This window comes from Micromonospora sp. HB375 (assembly GCF_017872985.1).
In the GTDB taxonomy this organism is placed as follows: Bacteria; Actinomycetota; Actinomycetes; order Mycobacteriales; family Micromonosporaceae; genus Micromonospora; species Micromonospora chalcea.
Genome location: NZ_JAGGJO010000001.1, coordinates 2918385 through 2937861 on the forward strand (window position 1 = coordinate 2918385; position 19477 = coordinate 2937861).

The following is a 19477-nucleotide window of genomic DNA, read 5'->3' on the forward strand; positions in this document are numbered from 1 at the left end:
GTGCTCCCGGTTCCTCGAGCAATGTGTTGGTCAAGCGCTTGCTTTATATCACTTCGATGCCTTCAGCATGATAAAGCCAGCCTCCCTTGACCGGGGTGCTCGCAATGCCTAGGGTGGCGGCCAACCAAGCGCTCGTTCGGTGCCCGGAGCCCGCGCTGCGGATCCCGATCAGCCGAGAGGGGCTGCCCGATGCCCGACCCGATTCCCGCCGTCCCGTCCGGGCATCCGCCCGCCGCCCGGCCCGACCGGGCAGCCGGCCTGCTCGCCGGCCGTGTCGTCCTCGTCACCGGCGCCGCCGGCGGGCTGGGGGCGGCGTACGCGCGCGGCATCGCCGCGGCCGGAGGCCACGTGGTCGCGGTCGACGTCGACGCGGACGGACTCGAACGGCTCAGCGGGCAGATCGCCACGACGGACGGCCGGGGCTCGATCCGGGTCGCCGACGTCGCGGACTGGGCGAGCGCGCACGACCTCGTGCGTGACTGCCTCGCCGAGCACGGCAGGCTCGACGGCCTCGTCAACAACGCCGGCGTCTTCGCCATGGCCCGCGCCGGCGCCGAGTCCGAGGCCACTGTGCGCCGGATGCTCGAGGTCAACGTGCTCGGCGCCGTCGCCTGGGGCGACGCCGCCATCGCGGCCATGCGTATCCAGGGGCACGGGGTCCTGGTCAACGTCACCTCGGGCGAGCAGATGGGCCGTGCCGAGACGGCCGTGTACGGGGCGACGAAGGCCGCGATCGCCACGCTCACCTACGCCTGGGCGGCCGAACTCGCCGACGTCGGGATCCGCGTCAACGCGATCTCCCCGAACGCCCAGACCCGGATGGCCGAGGTGCTCGAGCGGTTCCGCGGCGTACCGAGTGGGCAGAACGCGGGCATCGCGCCCGAGGCCAACGTGCCGCTGCTGCTCTACCTGCTCTCCGACCTCAGCGCCGAACTGACCGGCCAGGTGCTGCGCTCCTACGGTCCCGAACTCATGCTGACGACCCACCCGGCGCTCGCCGAGCCCGTGCTGCGGGACACGGCGTGGACCCCGGAGCGCATCGCCGAGGCCGTCACGGTGCGGCTGCGACCGCACCTGGCGCCCCTCGGGGTGCGGCGGGCGCGCATCGAATACCTCGACTGACCCGACGTCCGAGGCCGACCCGACGTCCGAGAGCGACCCGACGTCCGACCCTCCGGACGACCGCCGAGCCGACAGGAGCCCGATGTCCGCCACGACCAACCCGGTCTGCGTCAGCGGCATGGCCGCGATGTCCTGGGCCCTGCCCGAGGAGGTCGCGATGTACCGGCGTACCGGTGCCGACCTCGTGGGACTGCAGCGCAGCAAGGCCGTCGCCTTTGGCGTGGCCGCTCTCGGTGACCTGCTCGCCCGGCACGACGTACGGCTCGGCTACCTCGTGCACAGCTTCACCGCCCACCCGGACGACGAGCCGGGCTGGGCGCAGCAGGTCGCGGCGTTGCAGCAGGGCGTCGTGGACGCCGGACGGCTCGGGGCCGACCTCGTCTACCTCACCTCGGGCCCGTCGGCGCACCTGACGTGGGAGGAGGCGGCCGGCCGGTTCGCCGAGCGGATCGCTCCGGTCGTGGCCACCGCCCGCGAACACCGGGTACGCCTCGCTGTGGAGAACACGCTGCCGGTCAAGTGCGACCTCAGCTTCACCCACACCGCGCGCGACGCCGTCGCCCTGGCCGACCTCTGCGGCATCGGCATCTGCCTCGACCTCTACTGCTGCTGGCAGGAGCGGGGCCTGACGGAGCTGATCCGCGACCGGGTCGGTCAGGTCGAGATTCTGCAGGTGTCCGACTTCCGGGTCGGCACCTCGACCTTCCCGAACCGGTGGGTGCCCGGGGACGGCGACCTGCCGATGGCCGGTCTGCTGGCGAGCGTGCTGCGGGCCGGCTACACCGGCGTCGTCGACGTCGAGTTGCTCGGCCCGGCCGTCGAGGCCGAGGGCGCCGAGCCGGCGCTGACCCGTTCGGTCGCGTGGACGCGTGCGCAGATCGCGGCGGCGCGTCCCTGAGCGCTCAGGGCGCGTCCGCCCATCGCGGCGCGCGTTTGGCGACGAACGCGGCCGCGCCCTCGGCCGCGTCCGGGCCGGCGAGCAGTTCGAGGGTCGCGAGCCGGTTGACCGCGGCGAGATCGCCCACGCGGGGGTCCAGGCTCAGGTGCATGAGCCGCTTGGTCGCCCGCACCGCGGCGGGGGAGTGGGTCGCGATCCGGGCGCCCAGCTGCAACGCGCGCGGCAGGACCTCGTCGGCCGGGACCACGGCATTGACCAGCCCCAGCTCGTGGGCCCGGGTCGCGGCAAGCGGTTCGGCGGTCAGTCCGAGTTCCAGGGCCACGGCGACCGGCAGGCGACGCGGCAGGTCGGTGCCGCCCTCGGTGGCGGCGATGCCGCGCCCCACCTCGGGCAGCGCGAAGTAGGCGTGCTCGGCCGCGACGACGAGGTCGCAGGCGAGGGCGAGTTCGAAGCCGCCGCCGACGGCGGGCCCGTTGACCGCGGCGATGACCGGCTTGCGGTAGCCGCCGCGCAGCAGCGTCAGCGGGCTGCGGGCCACGTCGACCAGGCGTCCCTCGGCCGCGGCGCGCAGGTCCATCCCCGCGCTGAAGGACAACTCGCCGGTGCCGGTCAGCACGATCGCGCGTACGCCCGGGTCCGCGTCGTACCGGAGCAGGGCGTCGGTCATCGCCAGGAGGGTGTCGGGATCGAGGGCGTTGCGCACCTGCGGCCGATTGATCCTGACGACTCCCACCGCGTCGACGCGCTCGCGCACCACGGTGTCCATCTTCCGCCCTCCTTGGCCGCAGGGTCTTGACCCTTCCCCTGGGGCTGTTAGTGTACCAACCAAGCGCTTGCTACATGGCGACCCGGCCGTGGATGCCCGGCACGCGACTCGCCCTTCGCGCTGCTCACCACCGCTCGGGCAGTGCTCGACAGACGCAACGATGAGGGACACATGGCCGACAAGACTCTGACCGCCCGCGACGTCGTGTCGCGGCTCGAATCCGGGATGACCATCGGCATCGGGGGCTGGGGCTCACGGCGCAAGCCCATGGCCCTCGTGCGCGAGATCCTGCGTTCCGACCTCAAGGACCTGACCGTGGTCAGCTACGGCGGGCCGGACGTCGGGCTGCTCTGCGCCGCCGGCAAGGTCAGGAAGGTCGTCTTCGGTTTCGTCTCCCTCGACAGCATCGCCCTCGACCCGCACTTCCGCGCCGCGCGGCAGAACGGCGCCGTCGAGGTCGCCGAGTACGACGAGGGCATGCTCCAGTGGGGGCTGTACGCCGCCGGCATCCGCCTGCCCTTCCTGCCGACCCGCGCCGGGCTCGGGTCGGACGTCCTGAAGCACAACCCCGACCTCAAGCTCGTCCAGGACCCGTACGGCACCGAGCAGCTCGTGGCGATGCCGCCGCTGCGCCTCGACGCGGCCCTCGTGCACATGAACCGCGCCGACGCCCAGGGCAACGGCCAGTTCCTCGGGCCCGACCCGTACTTCGACGACCTCTACTGCCTCGCCGCCGACCAGGCCTTCATGTCCTGCGAGCGGATCGTGCCCACGGCTGAGCTGAGCGCCGCCGGGCACTCGGCGACCATCAAGATCAATCGCCAGCTCGTCGCCGGTGTCGTCGAGACCCCGAACGGCGCGCACTTCACCTCCTGCGCCCCCGACTACGAGCGCGACGAGGCCTTTCAGCGTGAGTACGTCAAGGCCGCCGGCGACCCGCAGGCCTGGGCCAAGTTCGAGCAGCGGTACCTGTCCGGTACCGAAGATGACTACCAGGCGGCCGTCGCCGCCCGAGCCGAGGAGGTCGCATGAGCAGCGCCGCCACCGAGTCCGTGGACCAGCCCACGGGCAGCGCCACCACCGCCGACGCGCCGGTGACCCGCGCCGAGTACTGCGCGGTCGCCGTGGCGGACACGTTCGCCGGCGACGGTGAGTCCATCGCCAGCGCCTTCGGCACGATCCCGGCCATCGGCGTCCGCCTCGCCCGGCTCACCGTCGCCCCCGACCTGCTGCTCACCGACGGCGAGGCCCACTTCGTCTCCGGCTCCTGGGAGATCGGCGCGGACCCGCACGCCACCGAGGGCGTCGTCATCGAGGGCTGGAGCCCGTTCCGCACCATCTTCGACCTCGTCTGGCACGGCAAGCGGCACGTCATGATGATCCCGGTCCAGATCGACGGGCACGGCAACACCAACATCTCGGCCATCGGCGACTACACCCGGCCCAAGGTCCAGCTGCTCGGCGTACGCGGCGCCCCCGGCAACAGCATCTACCACCCGACCAGCTACTGGGTGCCCAACCACTCCACGCGCAGCTTCGTCCGGACCGTCGACATGATCTCCGGCGTCGGCACCGACAGCGCCCGGGCCGCCGGCCCGGCCGCGATCGCGCACCACGAGCTGCGGCGCGTCGTCACCAACCTCGCGGTCCTCGACTTCGGTGGCCCCGACGGCACGATGCGGCTGCTCAGCCTGCACCCCGGCGTCACGCTCGACGAGTTCCACGCCGCCACCGGCTGTGCCGTGCACGTCGAGGGCGAGGTCCCGGCCACCCGCGAGCCGAGCGCCGAGGAGCTGCGCCTCATCCGCGAGGTCATCGACCCCCGCTCGCTGCGCGACCGCGAGATCCCGGCATGAGTCAGGGCCGCGGGATGCACCCGACGCTGCGTACCCGGGCGACCGACCTGTTCGGGGTGCGGTACCCGATCGTCCAGACCGGCATGGGCTACGTCTCCGACGTACGCCTGACCACCGCGACGGCCAACGCCGGTGGACTGGGCATCCTCGCGGCCGGCCTGCTCTCCTACGACGAGCTCGTGGAGGCCGTCGAGCAGATCCAGGCCGGCACGGACGCGCCGTTCGGCGTCAACATCCGTGCCGACCAGCCGGACGTCGTCAAGCGCATCGACCTGCTCATCTCGGCCGGCGTCAAGGTCGCGTCCTTCGCGCTGGCCCCCAAGCAGGAACTCATCGCCAGGTGCAAGGACGCCGGCCTCGTCGTCGTACCGTCGATCGGCGCGCGCCGCCACGCCGAGAAGGTCGCCGCGTGGGGCGCCGACGCCGTCATCGTGCAGGGTGGTGAGGGCGGCGGCCACACCGGCGGGGTGCCCACCAGCCTGCTGCTGCCCCAGGTCGTCGACGCCGTCGACATCCCGGTCATCGGGGCCGGCGGCTTCTTCGACGGCCGCGGCCTCGTCGCCGCGCTCGCCTACGGCGCCGAGGGCGTCGCCATGGGCACCCGCTTCCTGCTCACCAGCGACTCGCCGGTCCAGCCGTCGGTGAAGGACGTCTACCTGTCCAAGACGGTCAACGACACCGTGCTGACCCTGCAGGTCGACGGCGTGCCGCAGCGCGTGCTGCGCGCCGGCACGATTGACGAGCTGGAACGCACCTCCGCCGCCGGCCGGCTGCTGCGGGCCGTACGCAACGCCTTCGCCTTCCAGAAGCTGTCCGGCACGCCGTGGGGCGACATGGTCCGCGAGGGCCTGGCCATGCGCAAGGCCCACGACCTGACGTGGAGCCAGGTCGTCATGGCGGCAAACGCTCCGATGCTCTACCGGTCGGCCCTGCTGGAGGGCAGGACCGACCTCGGCGTCATGGCCACCGGCCAGGTCGTCGGACTGATCGACGACGTACCGAGCGTCGCCGAGCTCATCGACCGCATCATCGACGAGGCCACCCGGACCCTCGACCGGCTCGGCGTGCCCGCGCCGGTCGCGTCGACCCCGGCCGGGCACAAGGAGGAGTAGTCATGGGAGCACTGCAGGGACGCGTCGTCGTCGTCACCGGTGCCGGCCGCGGCCTCGGCCGTGAGCACGCCCTGCTCGCCGCCGCCGAAGGCGCCTCGGTCGTCGTCGCCGACACCGGCGCCGCCGCCGACGGCACCGGCAGCGACCCCTCTGTCGTCGAGGCCGTCGCCGCCGAGATCACGAACGCCGGCGGGCGGGCCGTGGCCAGCACCGCGGACGTCGCCACCACCGAGGGCGCCCGCGAGCTGCTCGCGCTCGCCCGCGACACCTACGGACGCGTCGACGGCCTCGTCAACAACGCCGGCATCCTGCGGGACCGGATGTTCGTCAACATGAGCGAGGACGACTGGGACGCGGTCATCCGTGGCCAGCTCCGCGCGACGTTCGCGCCGTGCCGGGTGTTCGCCGACCACTGGCGCACCGAGTCCAAGGCCGGCAACCAGCCGGTCGCCTCGATCGTCAACGTCTCGTCGACCTCGGGCATCATCGGCGCCGTCGGGCAGACGAACTACGGCGCGGGCAAGGCCGGCATCGCCGCCCTCACCGTCATTCTCGCCCAGGAGATCAGCCGCTACGGCGTACGCGTCAACGCGATCGTCCCGGTCGCGCGTACCCGGATGACCCAGGACCTGCCCGGCATCGGCGAGATGGTCGCCGCCCCGGCCGACCCCGCCGTGTTCGACGTCTACCACCCGGGCAACGTCTCCCCGCTCGTCGCCTGGCTGCTCACCGCCGACGTGCCGGTGACCGGCGAGGTGTACTACGCCAAGGGCGGCGAGATCCGCCGCTGCGCGCCGTGGAGTTACGACTGGACGATCGACAAGGGTGCCCGCTGGACCGTCGAGGAGATCGCGAAGGAGATGGCCGCCCGTGTCTGACACCGGTCACACCGACGTCGCCGACTGGGCCGGCCCGGCCCACGGGCTGCTCTCCGGGCGTTCGGTGCTCGTCACCGCCGCGGCCGGCACCGGCATCGGCTTCGCCACGGCGCGCCGCGCCGCGGAGGAAGGCGCGCGTGTCGCCGTCAGCGACCGCCATGAGCGCCGCCTCGCCGCGTCGGCCGACGAGATCGAGCGCCTCACCGGGACCCGGCCGCTCGCGGTGCCCTGCGACGTCACCGACCAGGCCCAGCTCGACCACCTCATGGACACCGTCGCCGCCGAGTTCGGCGGCATCGACGTGCTCGTCAACAACGCCGGCCTCGGCGGCACCGCGGCGGTGCAGGACATGACCGACGAACAGTGGGATTCCGTCCTGTCGGTGACCCTGACCTCGACGTTCAAGGCGACCCGGTCGGTGCTGCGGCACATGATCCCGGCGGGCAGGGGGGTCATCGTGAACAACGCCTCCGTCATCGGCTGGCGCGCCCAGAAGGGGCAGGCGCACTACGCCGCGGCCAAGGCCGGAGTCATGGCGCTGACCCGCTGCGCGGCCCTCGACGTCGCCGAGCACGGCATCCGGGTCAACGCGGTGTCCCCGAGCATCGCGATGCACGCCCATCTGGCCAAGGTGACCAGCGACGAGCTGCTCGCCCAGCTCTCGGCCCAGGAGGCGTTCGGCCGGGCCGCGACGCCGTGGGAGATCGCCAACGTGATCGTCTTCCTTGCCAGTGACTACTCGTCGTACATGACCGGCGAGGTCGTGTCCGTCTCGAGCCAGCACCCGTGACCACCCGCTGCGCGCCGGCGACCGTGCCGGCTCGCAGCGGACCAACGAAAGGAGCACGTCGTGGCCAACCCCGACGCGCAGGGCGTCACCGGCGCCCCCTTCCGGCTCGACGTCGAACGCGGCAAGATCCGCGAGTTCGCGCTGGCCACCGGAGCGGCTGACGCGGACTACCTGCGGGAGGAGAACCCGGTCGTGCAGCCGACGTTCCTCACCACGACGTTCTTCTGGCAGGGCGAGGACTCCAACCCGTGGTCCGCGGTCGAGCTCGACCAGCAGCGCGGCCTGCACGCCGAGCAGCAGTACACCTTCTTCGGCGAGCCGCCCCGCGCCGGCACCCGGCTCACCTGCCAGTCGCGCATCGGCGAGATCTACACCAAGGTGGGGCGTCGCGGCGGGGAGATGACGTTCGCCGTGATGTACACCGACTTCCACGACGAGACCGGGCGTCTCGTCGCCCGCGCCAAGCTCACCGGTGTCGAGACGGCCCGCCCGCCGGCCACCGGGGACGGAGCGTCCGCATGAGCGACACGACGGCCACCGCCGGTCCCCGTACGACAGAGGTCGCCCTGCCCGTCCCGGCGACCCCTCCGGCGCGCACGTACGGCCCGGTGACCCGCACCGACTTCGTCCGCTACCAGGGCGCCTCGGGCGACATGAACCCGATCCACCACGACGAGGTCTTCGCCAAGGCGGCCGGGTTCCCCAGCCCCTTCTCGGTGGGCATGTGGCAGGCCAGCCTGCTCGGCACCTACGCCACCGACTGGCTCGGCGGCCCCAACGTGCGGGACTTCCGCATCCGGTTCCTGGCCCAGGTGTGGCCCGGCGACGTCCTCACCCTCGACGGCGTTCCGCTGCGCACCTACGTGCTCGAAAGCGAGGACGGCCGTGAGGGCCGCGTCGACGTCGAGCTGACCTGCCGGCGGCAGAGCGGCGACAAGGCCGTCACCGCGTGGGCGACATTCGTGCTGCCCCTCGACGTCGCCGTCGAGGCCGGCGAGCGGCCCGAGACCACCGAGGAGCAGGGATGAACCCCACGAGCCACCCGTCGGTGACGACGACCGTGCACGCCGACGGGATCGCCGAGATCGTCGTGGACAACCCGCCGGTCAACGCGCTGCCGGTGGCCGGCTGGTTCGCGCTCGCCGCCGCCCTCGACGCCGCCGGCGCCGACGAGTCGGTGCGGGTCGTGCTGCTGCGCGCCGAGGGCCGCGGCTTCAACGCCGGCGTCGACATCAAGGAGATGCAGCACACCGACGGCTTCACCGCGCTGCTCGGCGCCAACCGCGGCTGCTACGCCGCGTTCAAGGCCGTCTACGAGTGCCCCGTCCCGGTCGTCACCGCCGTCCACGGCTTCTGCCTCGGTGGCGGCATCGGCCTGGTCGGCAACTCCGACGTCATCGTCGCCTCCGACGACGCCACGTTCGGCCTGCCCGAGGTGGACCGCGGCGCCCTCGGCGCGGCCACCCACCTGTCCCGGATGGTGCCCCAGCACCGGATGCGCGCCATGGTCTACACCTCGGCCACCGCCACCGCCCAGGAGCTGCACGCGTACGGCTCGGTGCACAGCGTCGTACCCCGGGAGCGGTTGCGCGCGACGGCGCTCGCCGTCGCGACCAGCATCGCCGAGAAGGACCCCACGGTGATCCGCGCCGCCAAGGCCTCGCTCAACGGCATCGACCTGTGGGACGTCAACCGCAGCTACCGCTTCGAGCAGGGCTTCACCTTCGAGCTCAACCTCACCGGGGTCGCCGACCGGATCCGCGACGAGTTCGCCGGCACCGACAAGGCGGCGCGCCCGGGCAGCGAGGGCTGAGCCGTGCGGTCGATGGTGGTGCGCGAGCTCGGCGGTCCCGAGGTGCTCACGGTCACCGACGGGCCGCAGCCGCAGCCCGGAACGGGGCAGGTGCTCGTCGACGTCGCCGGCGCCGGGGTGAACTTTCCCGACGGCCTCATCGTCGCCGGCACCTACCAGACCAAGCCGGAGCTGCCGTTCGTGCCCGGCTGCGAGGTCGCCGGCACGGTCGCGGCGCTCGGCGACGGGGTGACCGGCCCGCCCGTCGGCACCCGCGTCGTCGGCTTCTGCGGCATCGGCGGCTACGCCACGCAGGTGCTCGTCGACGCGCGCATGGTCCACCCGTTGCCCGACGGCGTCGACCTCGTCGAGGCGAGCACGATTCCCGTGGTCTACGGCACGTCCTACCACGGCCTCGTCGACCGGGCCCGCCTCGCCGCCGGCGAGACGCTGCTCGTGCTCGGCGCCTCCGGTGGCGTCGGCCTCACCGCCGTGCAGATCGGCAAGGCCCTCGGCGCGACGGTGATCGCGGCCGCGTCGAGCGAGGACAAGCGTGAGCTGTGCCTGACGCACGGCGCCGACCACGCCATCGGCTACGACGACCTGACAGCGACGGTGCGCGCGCTGACCGGCGACGCCGGCGCCGACGTCGTCTACGACCCCGTCGGTGGCGACGCCGCCACCGCGGCGCTGCGCGCCCTCGCGTGGGCCGGGAGGTTCCTCACCGTCGGCTACGCGGCGGGCACGATCCCGCAGGTCAAGCTGAACCGGCTGCTGCTCACCGAGGGCGCGGTGCTGGGGGTCCTCTGGGGTGCCTGGGCAAGGCGTGACCCGGCGGCGAACGCCGCCAACATGACGACGGTGCTGGAGTGGATCGCCGCCGGCCGGCTGAGGCCGCACGTCAGCGAGGTCTTCCCGCTGGAGGAGGCCGCCCGCGCGCTCGGCACGGTGCTGAACCGTGGCGCTCGCGGCAAGATCGCCCTCCGCACGAGCACAGGCAAGGAGTGACGGTGGCTGACGCGACCGACCTGACCCGGATGGACCTCGGCCCCGGCCCGCGCGCGAGCGAACTGCTCGCGACGTTGCGCACGTTCATGACCGAGCACGTCTACCCCGCCGAGAAGGTGTACGCCGCCCAGCTCGCCGCCGCGGCCCGCGAGAACGGCGGGGTGTCCCACGTCCTGCCGCCGGTCGTCGAGGAGCTGAAGGCGACGGCGCGCACGCTGGGGCTGTGGAACCTCTTCCTGCCCGACCTGTCCGGCCTCACCAACGTCGAGTACGCCTACCTGGCCGAGGAGACCGGACGCTCGCCCTACCTGGCCCCCGAGGCGATGAACTGTGCCGCGCCGGACACCGGCAACATGGAGCTGCTGCACATGTTCGGCACGCCCGAGCAGAAGCAGCGGTGGCTCGCCCCGTTGCTCGACGGCACGATGCGCTCCGGCTTCTCGATGACCGAGCCGGACGTGGCCTCCTCCGACGCGCGCAACATCGCCACCTCGATCGTGCGTGACGGCGACGAGTACGTCATCAACGGACGCAAGTGGTGGACGACCGGGGCCGCGGACCCGCGCTGCGCCATCCTCGTGCTGATGGGCAAGACGGACCCGGAGGCGGCCGTCTACCGGCAGCAGTCCATGATCCTCGTACCGGTCGACACCCCCGGGGTGACGATTCTGCGCTCGCTGCCGATCTTCGGTTACCACGACCAGCACGGCCACTGCGAGATCCGGTTCGACGACGTGCGGGTGCCGGTGACGAACCTGCTCGGCGCCGAGGGCGAGGGTTTCGCCATCGCCCAGGCCCGCCTCGGCCCGGGCCGCATCCACCACGCGATGCGCTGCGTCGGCATGGCCGAGCGGGGCCTCGAGCTGATGGTGCGCCGGACGACGGCCCGCGAGGCGTTCGGCGGTCCGATCTCCGACCAGGGCGTGGTGCGGAACTGGATCGCCGAGTCCCGCATGGAGATCGAGCAGGCGCGCCTGCTCGTGCTCAAGGCGGCGTGGCTCATCGACCAGGTCGGGATCCAGGGCGCCGCGACCGAGATCGCCGCGATCAAGGTCGTCGCGCCCCGGGTCGCCCGCAACGTGCTGGACCGTTCGATCCAGGCGCACGGCGGCGGTGGGGTCACCGACGACTTCCCGATCGCCCGGATGTGGGCGAGCGCCCGCATCCTCGGCATCGCCGACGGCCCGGACGAGGTGCACCTGCGCACGGTGGCGCGTACGCAACTGCGTCGCTACCGCGACACGCCGACGACGGTTTCCGCCGGGACGGGACGGGACTGAGATGGATCTGACCTGGTCGGAGCAGGACGAGCAGTTCCGTGCGGAGGCCCGCGACTGGCTCGCCGCGAACGTACCGCGGCAGCCGCTGCCCTCCGGGGACACCGCGGCGGGCTTCGCCGCCCACCTGGAGTGGGAGCGGGCACTGCACGCGGACCGGTGGTCGGTCGTGTCGTGGCCGCAGGAGTACGGCGGCCGCGAGGCCTCGATCTGGCAGTGGCTCATCTTCGAGGAGGAGTACTACCGGGCCGGCGCGCCGCAGCGGGTGACGCAGAACGGCATCTTCCTGCTGGCCCCGACGATCTTCGAGTTCGGCACCAAGCAGCAGCAGGACGAGCTGCTGCCGCGGATGGCGGCGGCGCAGGACCTGTGGGCCCAGGGCTGGTCCGAGCCGGGCGCGGGCAGCGACCTGGCGGGGATCACGTCCCGGGCGGTGCGGGACGAGCAGGCCGGCGGGTGGCGCCTGAGCGGGCAGAAGACCTGGTCGACCCGGGGCGCGTTCTGCACCCACCTGTTCGGGCTGTTCCGTACCGACCCGCAGGCGCAGCGGCACCGCGGACTGACGTACTTCCTCGTGCCGTTGGACACCCCGGGCGTGACGGTGCGCGGGTTCGACCGGCTCGACGGTGACGAGGGCTTCGCCGACGTGTTCTTCGAGGACGCGTTCGTACCGGACTCGGCGGTCCTCGGCGGCGTCGACCAGGGCTGGTCGGTCGCGATGTCGACGACCGGCTCGGAGCGGGGACTGACGCTGCGCTCACCGGGGCGTTTCCTCAAGGCGGCAGCCGCGCTCGTGGCGCTCGCGGGCGAGCGGGGCGAAGCGGCGACCGACCTGCTCCGCGACCGGGTGGCGCGCTCGTGGATGCAGGCGCACGCCTACCAGCAGTTCACGCTGGCTCAGGTCACCGACATCGTCGAGGGTCGTCCGGCCGGCGCACGTTCGAGCCTCAACAAGGTCTTCTGGTCCGAGCTGGACATCGCGTTGCACGAGACGGCGCTGGAACTGCTCGGCCCGGACGCGCTCGTGGACGGCCCGTGGACCCGCGGCTACCAGTTCTCGCTGTCGGGCCCGATCTACGCGGGCACCAACGAGATCCAGCGCAACATCATCGCCGAGCGCCTGCTCGGTCTGCCGAGGAGGTGATCAGGCGTGCGTTTCGCTCCGAGTGACGAGCAGCGGGAGCTGGAGGCGGTCGTCCGTCAGGTGCTCACCGACCGGTGCCCGCCGCAGACGGTACGCGCCGGAGCCGGATCGGCGCAGGTGGCCGCACTGGCCGAGAGCCTGGCCGGTCTCGGCGTTGCGGGGCTGCTCGTGGCCGAGGACGACGGCGGGCTGGGCCTGGACGAGAACCACCTCGTGTCGGTCTTCGCGCAGATCGGGTACGCCGCCGCGCCGCTGCCGCTCACGGCGACCCTCGCGGTCGCCCCGGCGGTGCTCGCCGCGGGCGCTCCGGACCTGCTGGCGAAGCTCGTCGACGGGGGCCTCACGGTCGGCGTCGACCCTGCGGAGACCGGGCATGTCGCGTTCGGTTCCGGTGTCGACCTGGTGCTGCGTGGCGGCTTCGGTGGGACGGGGCGCATCGAGATTCTCGAGGTGTCCGACGCGGCGGTCTCGACGTCGCCGTCGGTGGACGTCGCGCTGGACCTGACCGGGTACGCAGGCGCGCGGCTCGTGGCGGCGGTGGACGACCCGCAGGTGGTGCGGCTGGCCTGGGAGCGCGGGGTGCTGGCGACCTCGGCCGAGCTCATCGGGCTGTCCCGGCGGATGCTCGACCTCACTGTCGAGCACGTCCGCACCCGGGAGCAGTTCGGGGTGCCGATCGGCAGCTTCCAGGCGGTCAAGCACCACCTCGCCACGGCGCTGCTGCACCTGGAGTTCGCCGTACCGGTGGTGGCGACGGCCGGGTTCGAGGTGGCCGCGGGCCTTCCGGGCCGGCTGCGTTCCCTGGCGACGGCCAAGGCGCTGGCGTCCGAGGCGGCGCACGTCGTGGGCCGGGCCGCCCTGCAGTGCCACGGCGCGATCGGTTACACGACCGAGTACGACCTGCACCTGTTCCTCAAGCGGTCGTGGGCTCTGGAGTCGTCGTGGGGCAACGCCGCCTGGCACCGGGCGGCTCTGCTGGACGACCTCGGTGTCGGCCTGACCGGCGTGCGCCCCGCGTCCTGACCGCCGGCCCCGCACGACGTACACCGACTCGTGAGAAGGAGATCCAGATGAGCGAGACCAGCGGCGTGGACCCGCAGGCGGCGGCGGAGGTCGTCCGGTACGAGACGCGGGGGCCGGTGGCCGTCGTGACGATGAACCGGCCGGAGTACCGCAACGCGCAGAACTCGGCGATGACCTACGCGCTCGACGACGCGTTCTACCGCGCGGCCGCGGACGACGAGGTGAAGGTCATCGTCCTGGCGGGCGCGGGGAAGCACTTCTCGGCCGGCCACGACATCGGTACGCCGGGCCGGGACATCGACTCGTCGTTCGACCGGCGGGCCGGACTGTGGTGGGACCATGTGGGCAAGGCCGGGGCCGACAGCCGGTTCGCCCGGGAGTCCGAGGTGTACCTCGGGATGTGCCGTCGCTGGCGTGAGCTGCCCAAGCCGATGATCGCGATGGTGCAGGGAGCGTGCATCGCCGGGGGCCTCATGCTCGCCTGGTCGTGCGACCTGATCGTCGCCTCGGACGACGCGTTCTTCGCCGATCCGGTCGTCCGCATGGGGATCCCCGGCGTCGAGTACTTCGCCCATCCGTGGGTGATGGGTCCGCGCTTCGCCAAGGAGTTCCTCTTCACCGGCGACCGGATGCCGGCGGCGCGCGCCGCCGAGCTGGGCATGGTCAACCGGGTGGTCGCCAGAGACGAGCTCGAGGCGGAGGTCATGGGGCTCGCCGCACGGATCGCGCAGATGCCGCGTCTGGGTCTCGCGCTGACTAAGAAGGCGGTCAACCAGGCCGAGGACCTCATGGGCCTGCGGGACGGAATGGATTCGGTGTTCGGGCTGCACCACGTCGCGCACGCGCACAATGCCGAGGTGGGCAGTGACTCCCTCGGTGGCCAGGACGCCCGGAGTATGCGTGACGCCGCGAGACAGGAAGGGTGATCGAAGCGATGAATATCGTCGTACTCGTCAAGCAGGTGCCTGATTCGGGCGCGGACCGCAGCCTGCGTTCTGACGACAACACCGTCGACCGCGGTTCGGCGAACAACGTGATCAATGAGATGGACGAGTACGCCATCGAAGAGGCGTTGAAGATCAAGGAAGCGCATGGTGGTGAGGTCACCATCCTGACGATGGGTCCGGACCGGGCGACCGAGTCGATCCGTAAGGCGCTGTCCATGGGCCCGGACAAGGCCGTCCACGTCGTCGATGACGCCCTGCACGGCTCCTGCGCGGTGGCCACCTCGAAGGTCCTCGCCGCCGCGCTCGGGCAGTTGAACGCCGACCTGGTCCTGTGCGGTGCGGAGTCGACCGACGGGCGGGTGCAGGTGATGCCGCACATGATCGCCGAGCGGCTGGGTGTGGCCGCCCTGACCGGCGCGCGGAAGCTGACCGTGGACGGCTCGACGCTGACGGTGGAGCGGCAGACCGAGGAGGGCTACGAGGTGGTGACCGCCTCGACCCCGGCTGTGGTCTCCGTGTGGGACACGATCAACGAGCCGCGGTACCCGTCGTTCAAGGGCATCATGGCGGCGAAGAAGAAGCCGGTGCAGACGCTCTCCCTGGCCGATGTGGGCGTGGCCCCGGCGGAGGTGGGCTTCGACGGCGCCACCAGCGCGGTGGTGGAGCACTCCAAGCGCCCGCCGCGCTCCGGCGGCGAGAAGATCACCGACGAGGGCGACGGCGGCGTGAAGCTGGTCGAGTTCCTCGCCACCGAGAAGTTCGTGTGAGAGGTCGCTGACATGTCTGAGGTTCTCGTCGTCGTCGAAGCCACCCGGGAGTTCGGCGTCAAGAAGGTCACCCTGGAGATGCTCACCCTCGCCCGCGAGCTGGGCACCCCGAGCGCCGTCGTGCTCGGTGGTCCTGGTGCCGCGCAGGCGTTGAGCGGCAAGCTGGGTGAGTACGGGGCGGAGAAGATCTACGCGGCCGAGGGTGAGGAGATCGACGGCTACCTGGTGGCCCCCAAGGCGACTGTGGTCGCCGACCTCGTCGCGCGGGTGCAGCCGGCGGCGGTGCTGCTGGCGTCGTCGCAGGAGGGCAAGGAGATCGCCGCGCGGCTGGCGGTGAAGCTGGACAACGGCATCCTGACCGACGTGGTCGGCCTGGCCGCGGACGGCACCGCCACCCAGGTGGCGTTCGCCGGCTCCACCATCGTCAAGTCCAAGGTCACCAAGGGCCTGCCGCTGGTCACCGTCCGCCCGAACTCGCTGAACCCGGTCCCGGCCGCCGCCACCCCGGCGGTCGAGCAGCTCACCGTGTCGGTCACCGACACCGACAAGCTCGCCAAGGTCGTCGAGCGGGTCGCCGAGCAGAAGGGCTCCCGCCCCGAGCTGACCGAGGCGTCGGTCGTCGTGTCCGGCGGGCGGGGTGTCGGTAACGCGGACAACTTCAAGCTGGTCGAGGAGATGGCCGACCTGCTCGGCGGCGCGGTCGGCGCGTCCCGCGCGGCGGTCGACTCCGGCTACTACCCGCACCAGTTCCAGGTCGGCCAGACCGGCAAGACGGTCTCTCCGCAGCTGTATGTCGCGCTGGGTATCTCCGGGGCGATCCAGCACCGGGCCGGCATGCAGACCTCGAAGACCATCGTCGCGGTCAACAAGGACGCCGAAGCGCCGATCTTCGAACTCGCCGACTACGGCGTGGTCGGCGACCTGTTCAAGGTCGTCCCCCAGGCCGCCGAGGAGATCCGCAAGCGCAAGTGACACAGTCGTGTCGGTCATGCTCTGGATGGAGGACGGCGAATGGTGGGGGCAGCAGCGATGCGGGTCGAGCCCGATGACGTGACGTCGGACTGGACGCGTCCGGGCGTGTTCGAGGTGGCCGCCGGTGTGTACCGCATTCCGCTGCCGCTACCGCAGGACGGTCTGCGATCGGTGAACGTGTACGCCCTGGCCGGTGACGACGGCCTCGTGCTGGTCGACTCGGGCTGGGCCATCACGGCGGCCCGACAGACACTGGATGCGGCCCTGGCTGCACTGGGCGCGGGCCTTGCGGACGTACGTCGGTTCCTCGTGACGCACGTGCACCGCGACCACTACGCGATGGCGGTGGCCGTACGGCGCGAGTTCGGCACCACGGTGAGCCTCGGCGAGGGTGAGGAACCCTCTATCCGCGAGCTGTCGACTCCGGGCCACCGGCCGATGTCCGAACACTGGCAGGCGCTGATGCGATGCGGTGCGGGCGAGATCGTCGAAGCGCTGCGCGCGCGGGCCGAGTCGGCGCGGCATGATCCGACGGACTGGGCGGCGCCGGACGACTGGTTGGCCGGGGGGACCGACGTCGTCCTGCCGACCAGGACCCTGCGGGTGGTGGCGACCCCTGGACACACCCGTGGGCACGTCGTCTTCCTCGATCGCGACGCGGAGCTGATGTTCACCGGCGACCACGTCCTTCCGCACATCACACCGTCCATCGGCTTCGAGGCGGCGGCCGCGGCGCTGCCACTCGGGGACTACCTGGATTCGTTGCGGCTGGTCCGGTCTCTGCCCGACCAGCGGATGCTGCCGGCGCACGGCCCGGTCGGCCCGAGTGTCCACGCGCGCGTCGACGAACTCCTGCACCATCACGCGAAGCGACTCGACCAGGCGTGCGAGGTCGTGCGTGACGCGACGACGGCTTACGAGGCGGCGGGTCAACTGACCTGGACCAGGCGGGAGCGTGCCTTCGCCGACCTGGACCTGTTCAACCAGATGCTTGCCGTCACCGAGACGGCCGCCCACCTCGACCTGCTGGTGGCGCAGGGGCGGCTGAAGGCTGCCGACGTCGACGGAGTGCGCCGCTACGCCCCGGCGTGACCAGACGGGCTCTTCCGGTCGAAGCCGGACGATCTCCGTCGAGCTGTTCTCGGCGAATTTCCTGCGTCCGCGCAGGGTTTCCGTCCTACTGGTGGCAGCGCCAATCAGCCAGTGCCGACCAGGGAGGGGCTCGATCATGAAGGTCGTCGTCATCGGTGGCAGTGGGCTCATCGGCTCCAAGCTCGTGAAGATCCTCGATGCCCAGGGCCAGGAAGCGGTGGCGGCGTCGCCGAAGACCGGCGTGAACACGCTGACCGGCGAAGGAGTGGCGGAGGCGCTGACCGGCGCCGGCGCCGTCGTCGACGTGTCGAACTCGCCGTCGCTGGCGGGCAGCGCCGCGTTGGAGTTCTTCGAGACGTCCACGCGCAACCTTCTCGCCGCCGCCGCGGACGCCGGGGTGGGTCACTACGTGGCGCTGTCCGTAGTAGGTTCCGAACGGCTTCCGGACAGCGGATACATGCGGGCGAAGGTCGCCCAGGGGAAGCTCATCGCGGCGTCCGGGCTCCCGTACTCGCTGGTGCACGCCACCCAGTTCTTCGAGTTCCTCCAGGGCATCGTCGACGCCGCCACGGACGGCGACACCGTGCACCTCGCGCCGGTGCTCATCCAGCCGATGGCAGCGGACGACGTCGCCGCCGCAGTGGCCGAGGTCGTGGTCGGCGCGCCGACGTACGCCGTGGTCGAGGTCGGCGGCCCGGAGCAGTTCCGCCTCGACGAACTGGGACGATCCGTCCTCGACGCTCAGCGGGATACTCGTTCGGTGGTGGGTGATCCCGGCGCCCGCTATTTCGGTGCCGCGGTGGCCGAACGCTCGCTGATTCCCGCCGACGGCGCCCGCATCGCCGGTACGCGCCTGGACGAGTGGCGAACACGGACGAGTAACGGTCAGTGAACCGGCGCGCTACGTGGGACTGAGGGTGCGTTCACGTGGGCGCGGAGGGCCGGTGCGCCAACAGAAGTGGGACCGGCTCAGCGCGGTGAGTTCCAGTGCCGGAACAGCTTCTGCACCTCCGCGTGCCAGCGGACCGCGCCGTCGATCCAGCCGGAGCCTGGCTGACCAGTGGTGGCATTGACGACCAGCGCAGGTAGGGAAGGCTCTCCGGCGGCGGTGCACTCCTCGGCCACCCGGGCCAGAACGTGGCGCATCTGGTTGCGGAGATCCACGCCGGCCATGCCGATCGCCTGGCCCAGTTCGCCGTAGGTCAGCAGCGACCGTCGCATCGCGGCGATGATCAGTGCGGCACGTGCCATCCGGACCCACTGTTCCCGTTGCTCGCTCGGCATGCCCGCCAGCGTGGCACCCGCATATATCGTGATCGACCCTTCGAACGGGTCGCCGTGGGCGGCCGTACGGGCAGATCGGCGTCGCCCGTGACCTGCCGAGGACATCGCCGCTCCGCTTCTGCGCCGTAGTCCGGCCCAGATGCCGATACCCGATGCCGCTGTCGTGCGACAGACCGAGGAGGCACTCGCATCGGCAGAGCGAGCCGGAGGCTCGCCAAGCATCACGTGAGACGCATCCCTTTGGACGTGGCGTTTTCGATTCGTTGCCGCTGGCGACCGCTTCCTGGACGTCGTTCGTTCCAGGTGCTGGCGGCTATTCTGAGCGCAAGGCGTTCCGGTAGCTGCGGGACCCTACGCTCGGGTGTCACTTCGCAGCCGTGAACGTTCAGCCAGTTCGTAGTTCCACTGTTCGGTGGAACGTAAGGGACCGCGGCGGTGTCGACAATCGTTTGTACGCCCTCCCATTGGAGTTGCCGTGCAGCAGACGCCCGATCCGCCGGATCCGTTCGTTAATCCGCTTGGAACCGACGTGGCGACGCCTTCAGGGCGACCCCCGGCGCAGTATGCGGCCAGGGCTCCCGGGAAGGGCATGAGGGTAGGGATCGTCCTGTCGGTGGCAGTTGTCGGTGGTCTCTTCCTTTGCTGCATCGGCGGAGGTGCTCTCTCCGCTGTCGGCCTTCTCCTCGGCGGGGCGTCACCTTCGCAACCTGCCCCAGCCTCCCCTACCATCGAGCGAACGCCAGCACCGA

Annotated in this window: 21 protein-coding genes; 19 read left to right on the forward strand and 2 right to left on the reverse strand. The window is 71.6% G+C overall.

Features of this window, described 5'->3' with window-relative positions; all coding sequences use genetic code 11:
- Positions 1–189: 189 nt before the first annotated feature.
- Complete coding sequence (locus tag J3R08_RS13495; RefSeq protein WP_209961429.1) at positions 190–1122, forward strand: SDR family NAD(P)-dependent oxidoreductase; 933 nt, start codon at positions 190–192, stop codon at positions 1120–1122.
- A gap of 82 nt (positions 1123–1204) precedes the next feature.
- Entirely contained in the window at positions 1205–2020 is an 816-nt protein-coding gene (locus tag J3R08_RS13500; RefSeq protein ID WP_209961432.1) for a sugar phosphate isomerase/epimerase, read from the forward strand.
- A 4-nt stretch (positions 2021–2024) separates the two neighbouring features.
- On the opposite strand, the gene J3R08_RS13505 is transcribed toward J3R08_RS13500, so the two are convergent.
- Entirely contained in the window at positions 2025–2786 is a 762-nt protein-coding gene (locus J3R08_RS13505) for an enoyl-CoA hydratase/isomerase family protein (protein ID WP_209961434.1), read from the reverse strand.
- Positions 2787–2957: 171 nt separating this feature from the next.
- On the opposite strand from J3R08_RS13505, the gene J3R08_RS13510 reads away from it, so the two are divergent.
- From J3R08_RS13510 to J3R08_RS13590, 17 genes are all read left to right on the forward strand, one after another.
- Positions 2958–3818 (forward strand): CoA transferase subunit A, encoded by an 861-nt coding sequence (locus tag J3R08_RS13510; RefSeq protein WP_069090082.1) that lies wholly within the window; start codon positions 2958–2960, stop codon positions 3816–3818.
- Complete coding sequence (locus J3R08_RS13515) at positions 3815–4642, forward strand: CoA-transferase subunit beta (RefSeq protein ID WP_205797172.1); 828 nt, start codon at positions 3815–3817, stop codon at positions 4640–4642. The genes J3R08_RS13510 and J3R08_RS13515 overlap by 4 nt, the downstream gene beginning before the upstream one ends.
- 14 nt (positions 4643–4656) lie before the next feature.
- Positions 4657–5754 (forward strand): nitronate monooxygenase family protein, encoded by a 1098-nt coding sequence (locus J3R08_RS13520; RefSeq protein WP_051611028.1) that lies wholly within the window; start codon positions 4657–4659, stop codon positions 5752–5754.
- A gap of 2 nt (positions 5755–5756) precedes the next feature.
- Positions 5757–6632 carry an SDR family NAD(P)-dependent oxidoreductase gene (locus J3R08_RS13525; RefSeq protein WP_064446330.1) on the forward strand — a complete coding sequence of 292 codons (876 nt, stop codon included), beginning with the start codon at positions 5757–5759 and terminating at the stop codon, positions 6630–6632.
- Positions 6625–7422 carry an SDR family oxidoreductase gene (locus J3R08_RS13530; RefSeq protein ID WP_064446329.1) on the forward strand — a complete coding sequence of 266 codons (798 nt, stop codon included), beginning with the start codon at positions 6625–6627 and terminating at the stop codon, positions 7420–7422. Before J3R08_RS13525 ends, J3R08_RS13530 begins: the two co-directional genes overlap by 8 nt.
- Before the next feature lie 60 nt (positions 7423–7482).
- Positions 7483–7944 carry a MaoC family dehydratase N-terminal domain-containing protein gene (locus J3R08_RS13535; protein WP_113974394.1) on the forward strand — a complete coding sequence of 154 codons (462 nt, stop codon included), beginning with the start codon at positions 7483–7485 and terminating at the stop codon, positions 7942–7944.
- On the forward strand, positions 7941–8450 hold the full coding sequence (locus J3R08_RS13540; protein WP_043324816.1) for a MaoC/PaaZ C-terminal domain-containing protein: 510 nt from the start codon (positions 7941–7943) through the stop codon (positions 8448–8450). The genes J3R08_RS13535 and J3R08_RS13540 overlap by 4 nt, the downstream gene beginning before the upstream one ends.
- On the forward strand, positions 8447–9235 hold the full coding sequence (locus J3R08_RS13545) for an enoyl-CoA hydratase family protein (protein WP_043324815.1): 789 nt from the start codon (positions 8447–8449) through the stop codon (positions 9233–9235). The genes J3R08_RS13540 and J3R08_RS13545 overlap by 4 nt, the downstream gene beginning before the upstream one ends.
- A gap of 12 nt (positions 9236–9247) precedes the next feature.
- Positions 9248–10222 carry an NADPH:quinone oxidoreductase family protein gene (locus J3R08_RS13550; RefSeq protein ID WP_187693301.1) on the forward strand — a complete coding sequence of 325 codons (975 nt, stop codon included), beginning with the start codon at positions 9248–9250 and terminating at the stop codon, positions 10220–10222.
- 29 nt (positions 10223–10251) lie between these two features.
- On the forward strand, positions 10252–11502 hold the full coding sequence (locus tag J3R08_RS13555) for an acyl-CoA dehydrogenase family protein (RefSeq protein WP_209964200.1): 1251 nt from the start codon (positions 10252–10254) through the stop codon (positions 11500–11502).
- Position 11503: 1 nt separating this feature from the next.
- Positions 11504–12643 (forward strand): acyl-CoA dehydrogenase family protein, encoded by a 1140-nt coding sequence (locus tag J3R08_RS13560; protein WP_209961437.1) that lies wholly within the window; start codon positions 11504–11506, stop codon positions 12641–12643.
- Between the two features lie 6 nt (positions 12644–12649).
- Positions 12650–13666: an acyl-CoA dehydrogenase gene (locus J3R08_RS32720; RefSeq protein WP_209961439.1), complete on the forward strand. Its 1017-nt coding sequence runs from the start codon at positions 12650–12652 to the stop codon at positions 13664–13666.
- A gap of 47 nt (positions 13667–13713) precedes the next feature.
- Entirely contained in the window at positions 13714–14592 is an 879-nt protein-coding gene (locus J3R08_RS13570) for an enoyl-CoA hydratase (RefSeq protein ID WP_051611025.1), read from the forward strand.
- Positions 14593–14600: 8 nt separating this feature from the next.
- A complete protein-coding gene (locus J3R08_RS13575; RefSeq protein WP_209960305.1) occupies positions 14601–15380 on the forward strand; it encodes an electron transfer flavoprotein subunit beta/FixA family protein in 780 nt (259 codons plus the stop codon).
- Positions 15381–15392: 12 nt separating this feature from the next.
- Entirely contained in the window at positions 15393–16352 is a 960-nt protein-coding gene (locus J3R08_RS13580; RefSeq protein ID WP_209961440.1) for an electron transfer flavoprotein subunit alpha/FixB family protein, read from the forward strand.
- Positions 16353–16409: 57 nt separating this feature from the next.
- The gene (locus J3R08_RS13585; RefSeq protein ID WP_209961442.1) at positions 16410–17444 is read left to right on the forward strand and encodes an MBL fold metallo-hydrolase; all 1035 of its coding nucleotides are present in this window, start codon (positions 16410–16412) and stop codon (positions 17442–17444) included.
- Between the two features lie 136 nt (positions 17445–17580).
- A complete protein-coding gene (locus J3R08_RS13590) occupies positions 17581–18336 on the forward strand; it encodes an SDR family oxidoreductase (RefSeq protein WP_069090089.1) in 756 nt (251 codons plus the stop codon).
- A 77-nt stretch (positions 18337–18413) separates the two neighbouring features.
- Here J3R08_RS13590 and J3R08_RS13595 read toward each other — a convergent pair whose 3' ends face one another.
- Positions 18414–18728 carry a hypothetical protein gene (locus J3R08_RS13595; protein WP_064446322.1) on the reverse strand — a complete coding sequence of 105 codons (315 nt, stop codon included), beginning with the start codon at positions 18726–18728 and terminating at the stop codon, positions 18414–18416.
- Between the last annotated feature and the right edge of the window lie 749 nt (positions 18729–19477).

Coding starts and splice junctions, on each gene's coding strand:
- J3R08_RS13495 (WP_209961429.1), top strand. CDS start 190: ATGCCCGACCCGATTCCCGCCGTCCCGTCCGGGCATCCGCCCGCCGCC.
- J3R08_RS13520 (WP_051611028.1), top strand. CDS start 4,657: ATGCACCCGACGCTGCGTACCCGGGCGACCGACCTGTTCGGGGTGCGG.
- J3R08_RS13575 (WP_209960305.1), top strand. CDS start 14,601: ATGAATATCGTCGTACTCGTCAAGCAGGTGCCTGATTCGGGCGCGGAC.
- J3R08_RS13570 (WP_051611025.1), top strand. CDS start 13,714: ATGAGCGAGACCAGCGGCGTGGACCCGCAGGCGGCGGCGGAGGTCGTC.
- J3R08_RS13595 (WP_064446322.1), bottom strand. CDS start 18,728: ATGCCGAGCGAGCAACGGGAACAGTGGGTCCGGATGGCACGTGCCGCA.
- J3R08_RS13585 (WP_209961442.1), top strand. CDS start 16,410: ATGCGGGTCGAGCCCGATGACGTGACGTCGGACTGGACGCGTCCGGGC.
- J3R08_RS13580 (WP_209961440.1), top strand. CDS start 15,393: ATGTCTGAGGTTCTCGTCGTCGTCGAAGCCACCCGGGAGTTCGGCGTC.
- J3R08_RS13540 (WP_043324816.1), top strand. CDS start 7,941: ATGAGCGACACGACGGCCACCGCCGGTCCCCGTACGACAGAGGTCGCC.
- J3R08_RS13500 (WP_209961432.1), top strand. CDS start 1,205: ATGTCCGCCACGACCAACCCGGTCTGCGTCAGCGGCATGGCCGCGATG.
- J3R08_RS13515 (WP_205797172.1), top strand. CDS start 3,815: ATGAGCAGCGCCGCCACCGAGTCCGTGGACCAGCCCACGGGCAGCGCC.
- J3R08_RS13510 (WP_069090082.1), top strand. CDS start 2,958: ATGGCCGACAAGACTCTGACCGCCCGCGACGTCGTGTCGCGGCTCGAA.
- J3R08_RS13525 (WP_064446330.1), top strand. CDS start 5,757: ATGGGAGCACTGCAGGGACGCGTCGTCGTCGTCACCGGTGCCGGCCGC.
- J3R08_RS13560 (WP_209961437.1), top strand. CDS start 11,504: ATGGATCTGACCTGGTCGGAGCAGGACGAGCAGTTCCGTGCGGAGGCC.
- J3R08_RS13550 (WP_187693301.1), top strand. CDS start 9,248: ATGGTGGTGCGCGAGCTCGGCGGTCCCGAGGTGCTCACGGTCACCGAC.
- J3R08_RS13555 (WP_209964200.1), top strand. CDS start 10,252: ATGGACCTCGGCCCCGGCCCGCGCGCGAGCGAACTGCTCGCGACGTTG.
- J3R08_RS13590 (WP_069090089.1), top strand. CDS start 17,581: ATGAAGGTCGTCGTCATCGGTGGCAGTGGGCTCATCGGCTCCAAGCTC.
- J3R08_RS13505 (WP_209961434.1), bottom strand. CDS start 2,786: ATGGACACCGTGGTGCGCGAGCGCGTCGACGCGGTGGGAGTCGTCAGG.
- J3R08_RS13545 (WP_043324815.1), top strand. CDS start 8,447: ATGAACCCCACGAGCCACCCGTCGGTGACGACGACCGTGCACGCCGAC.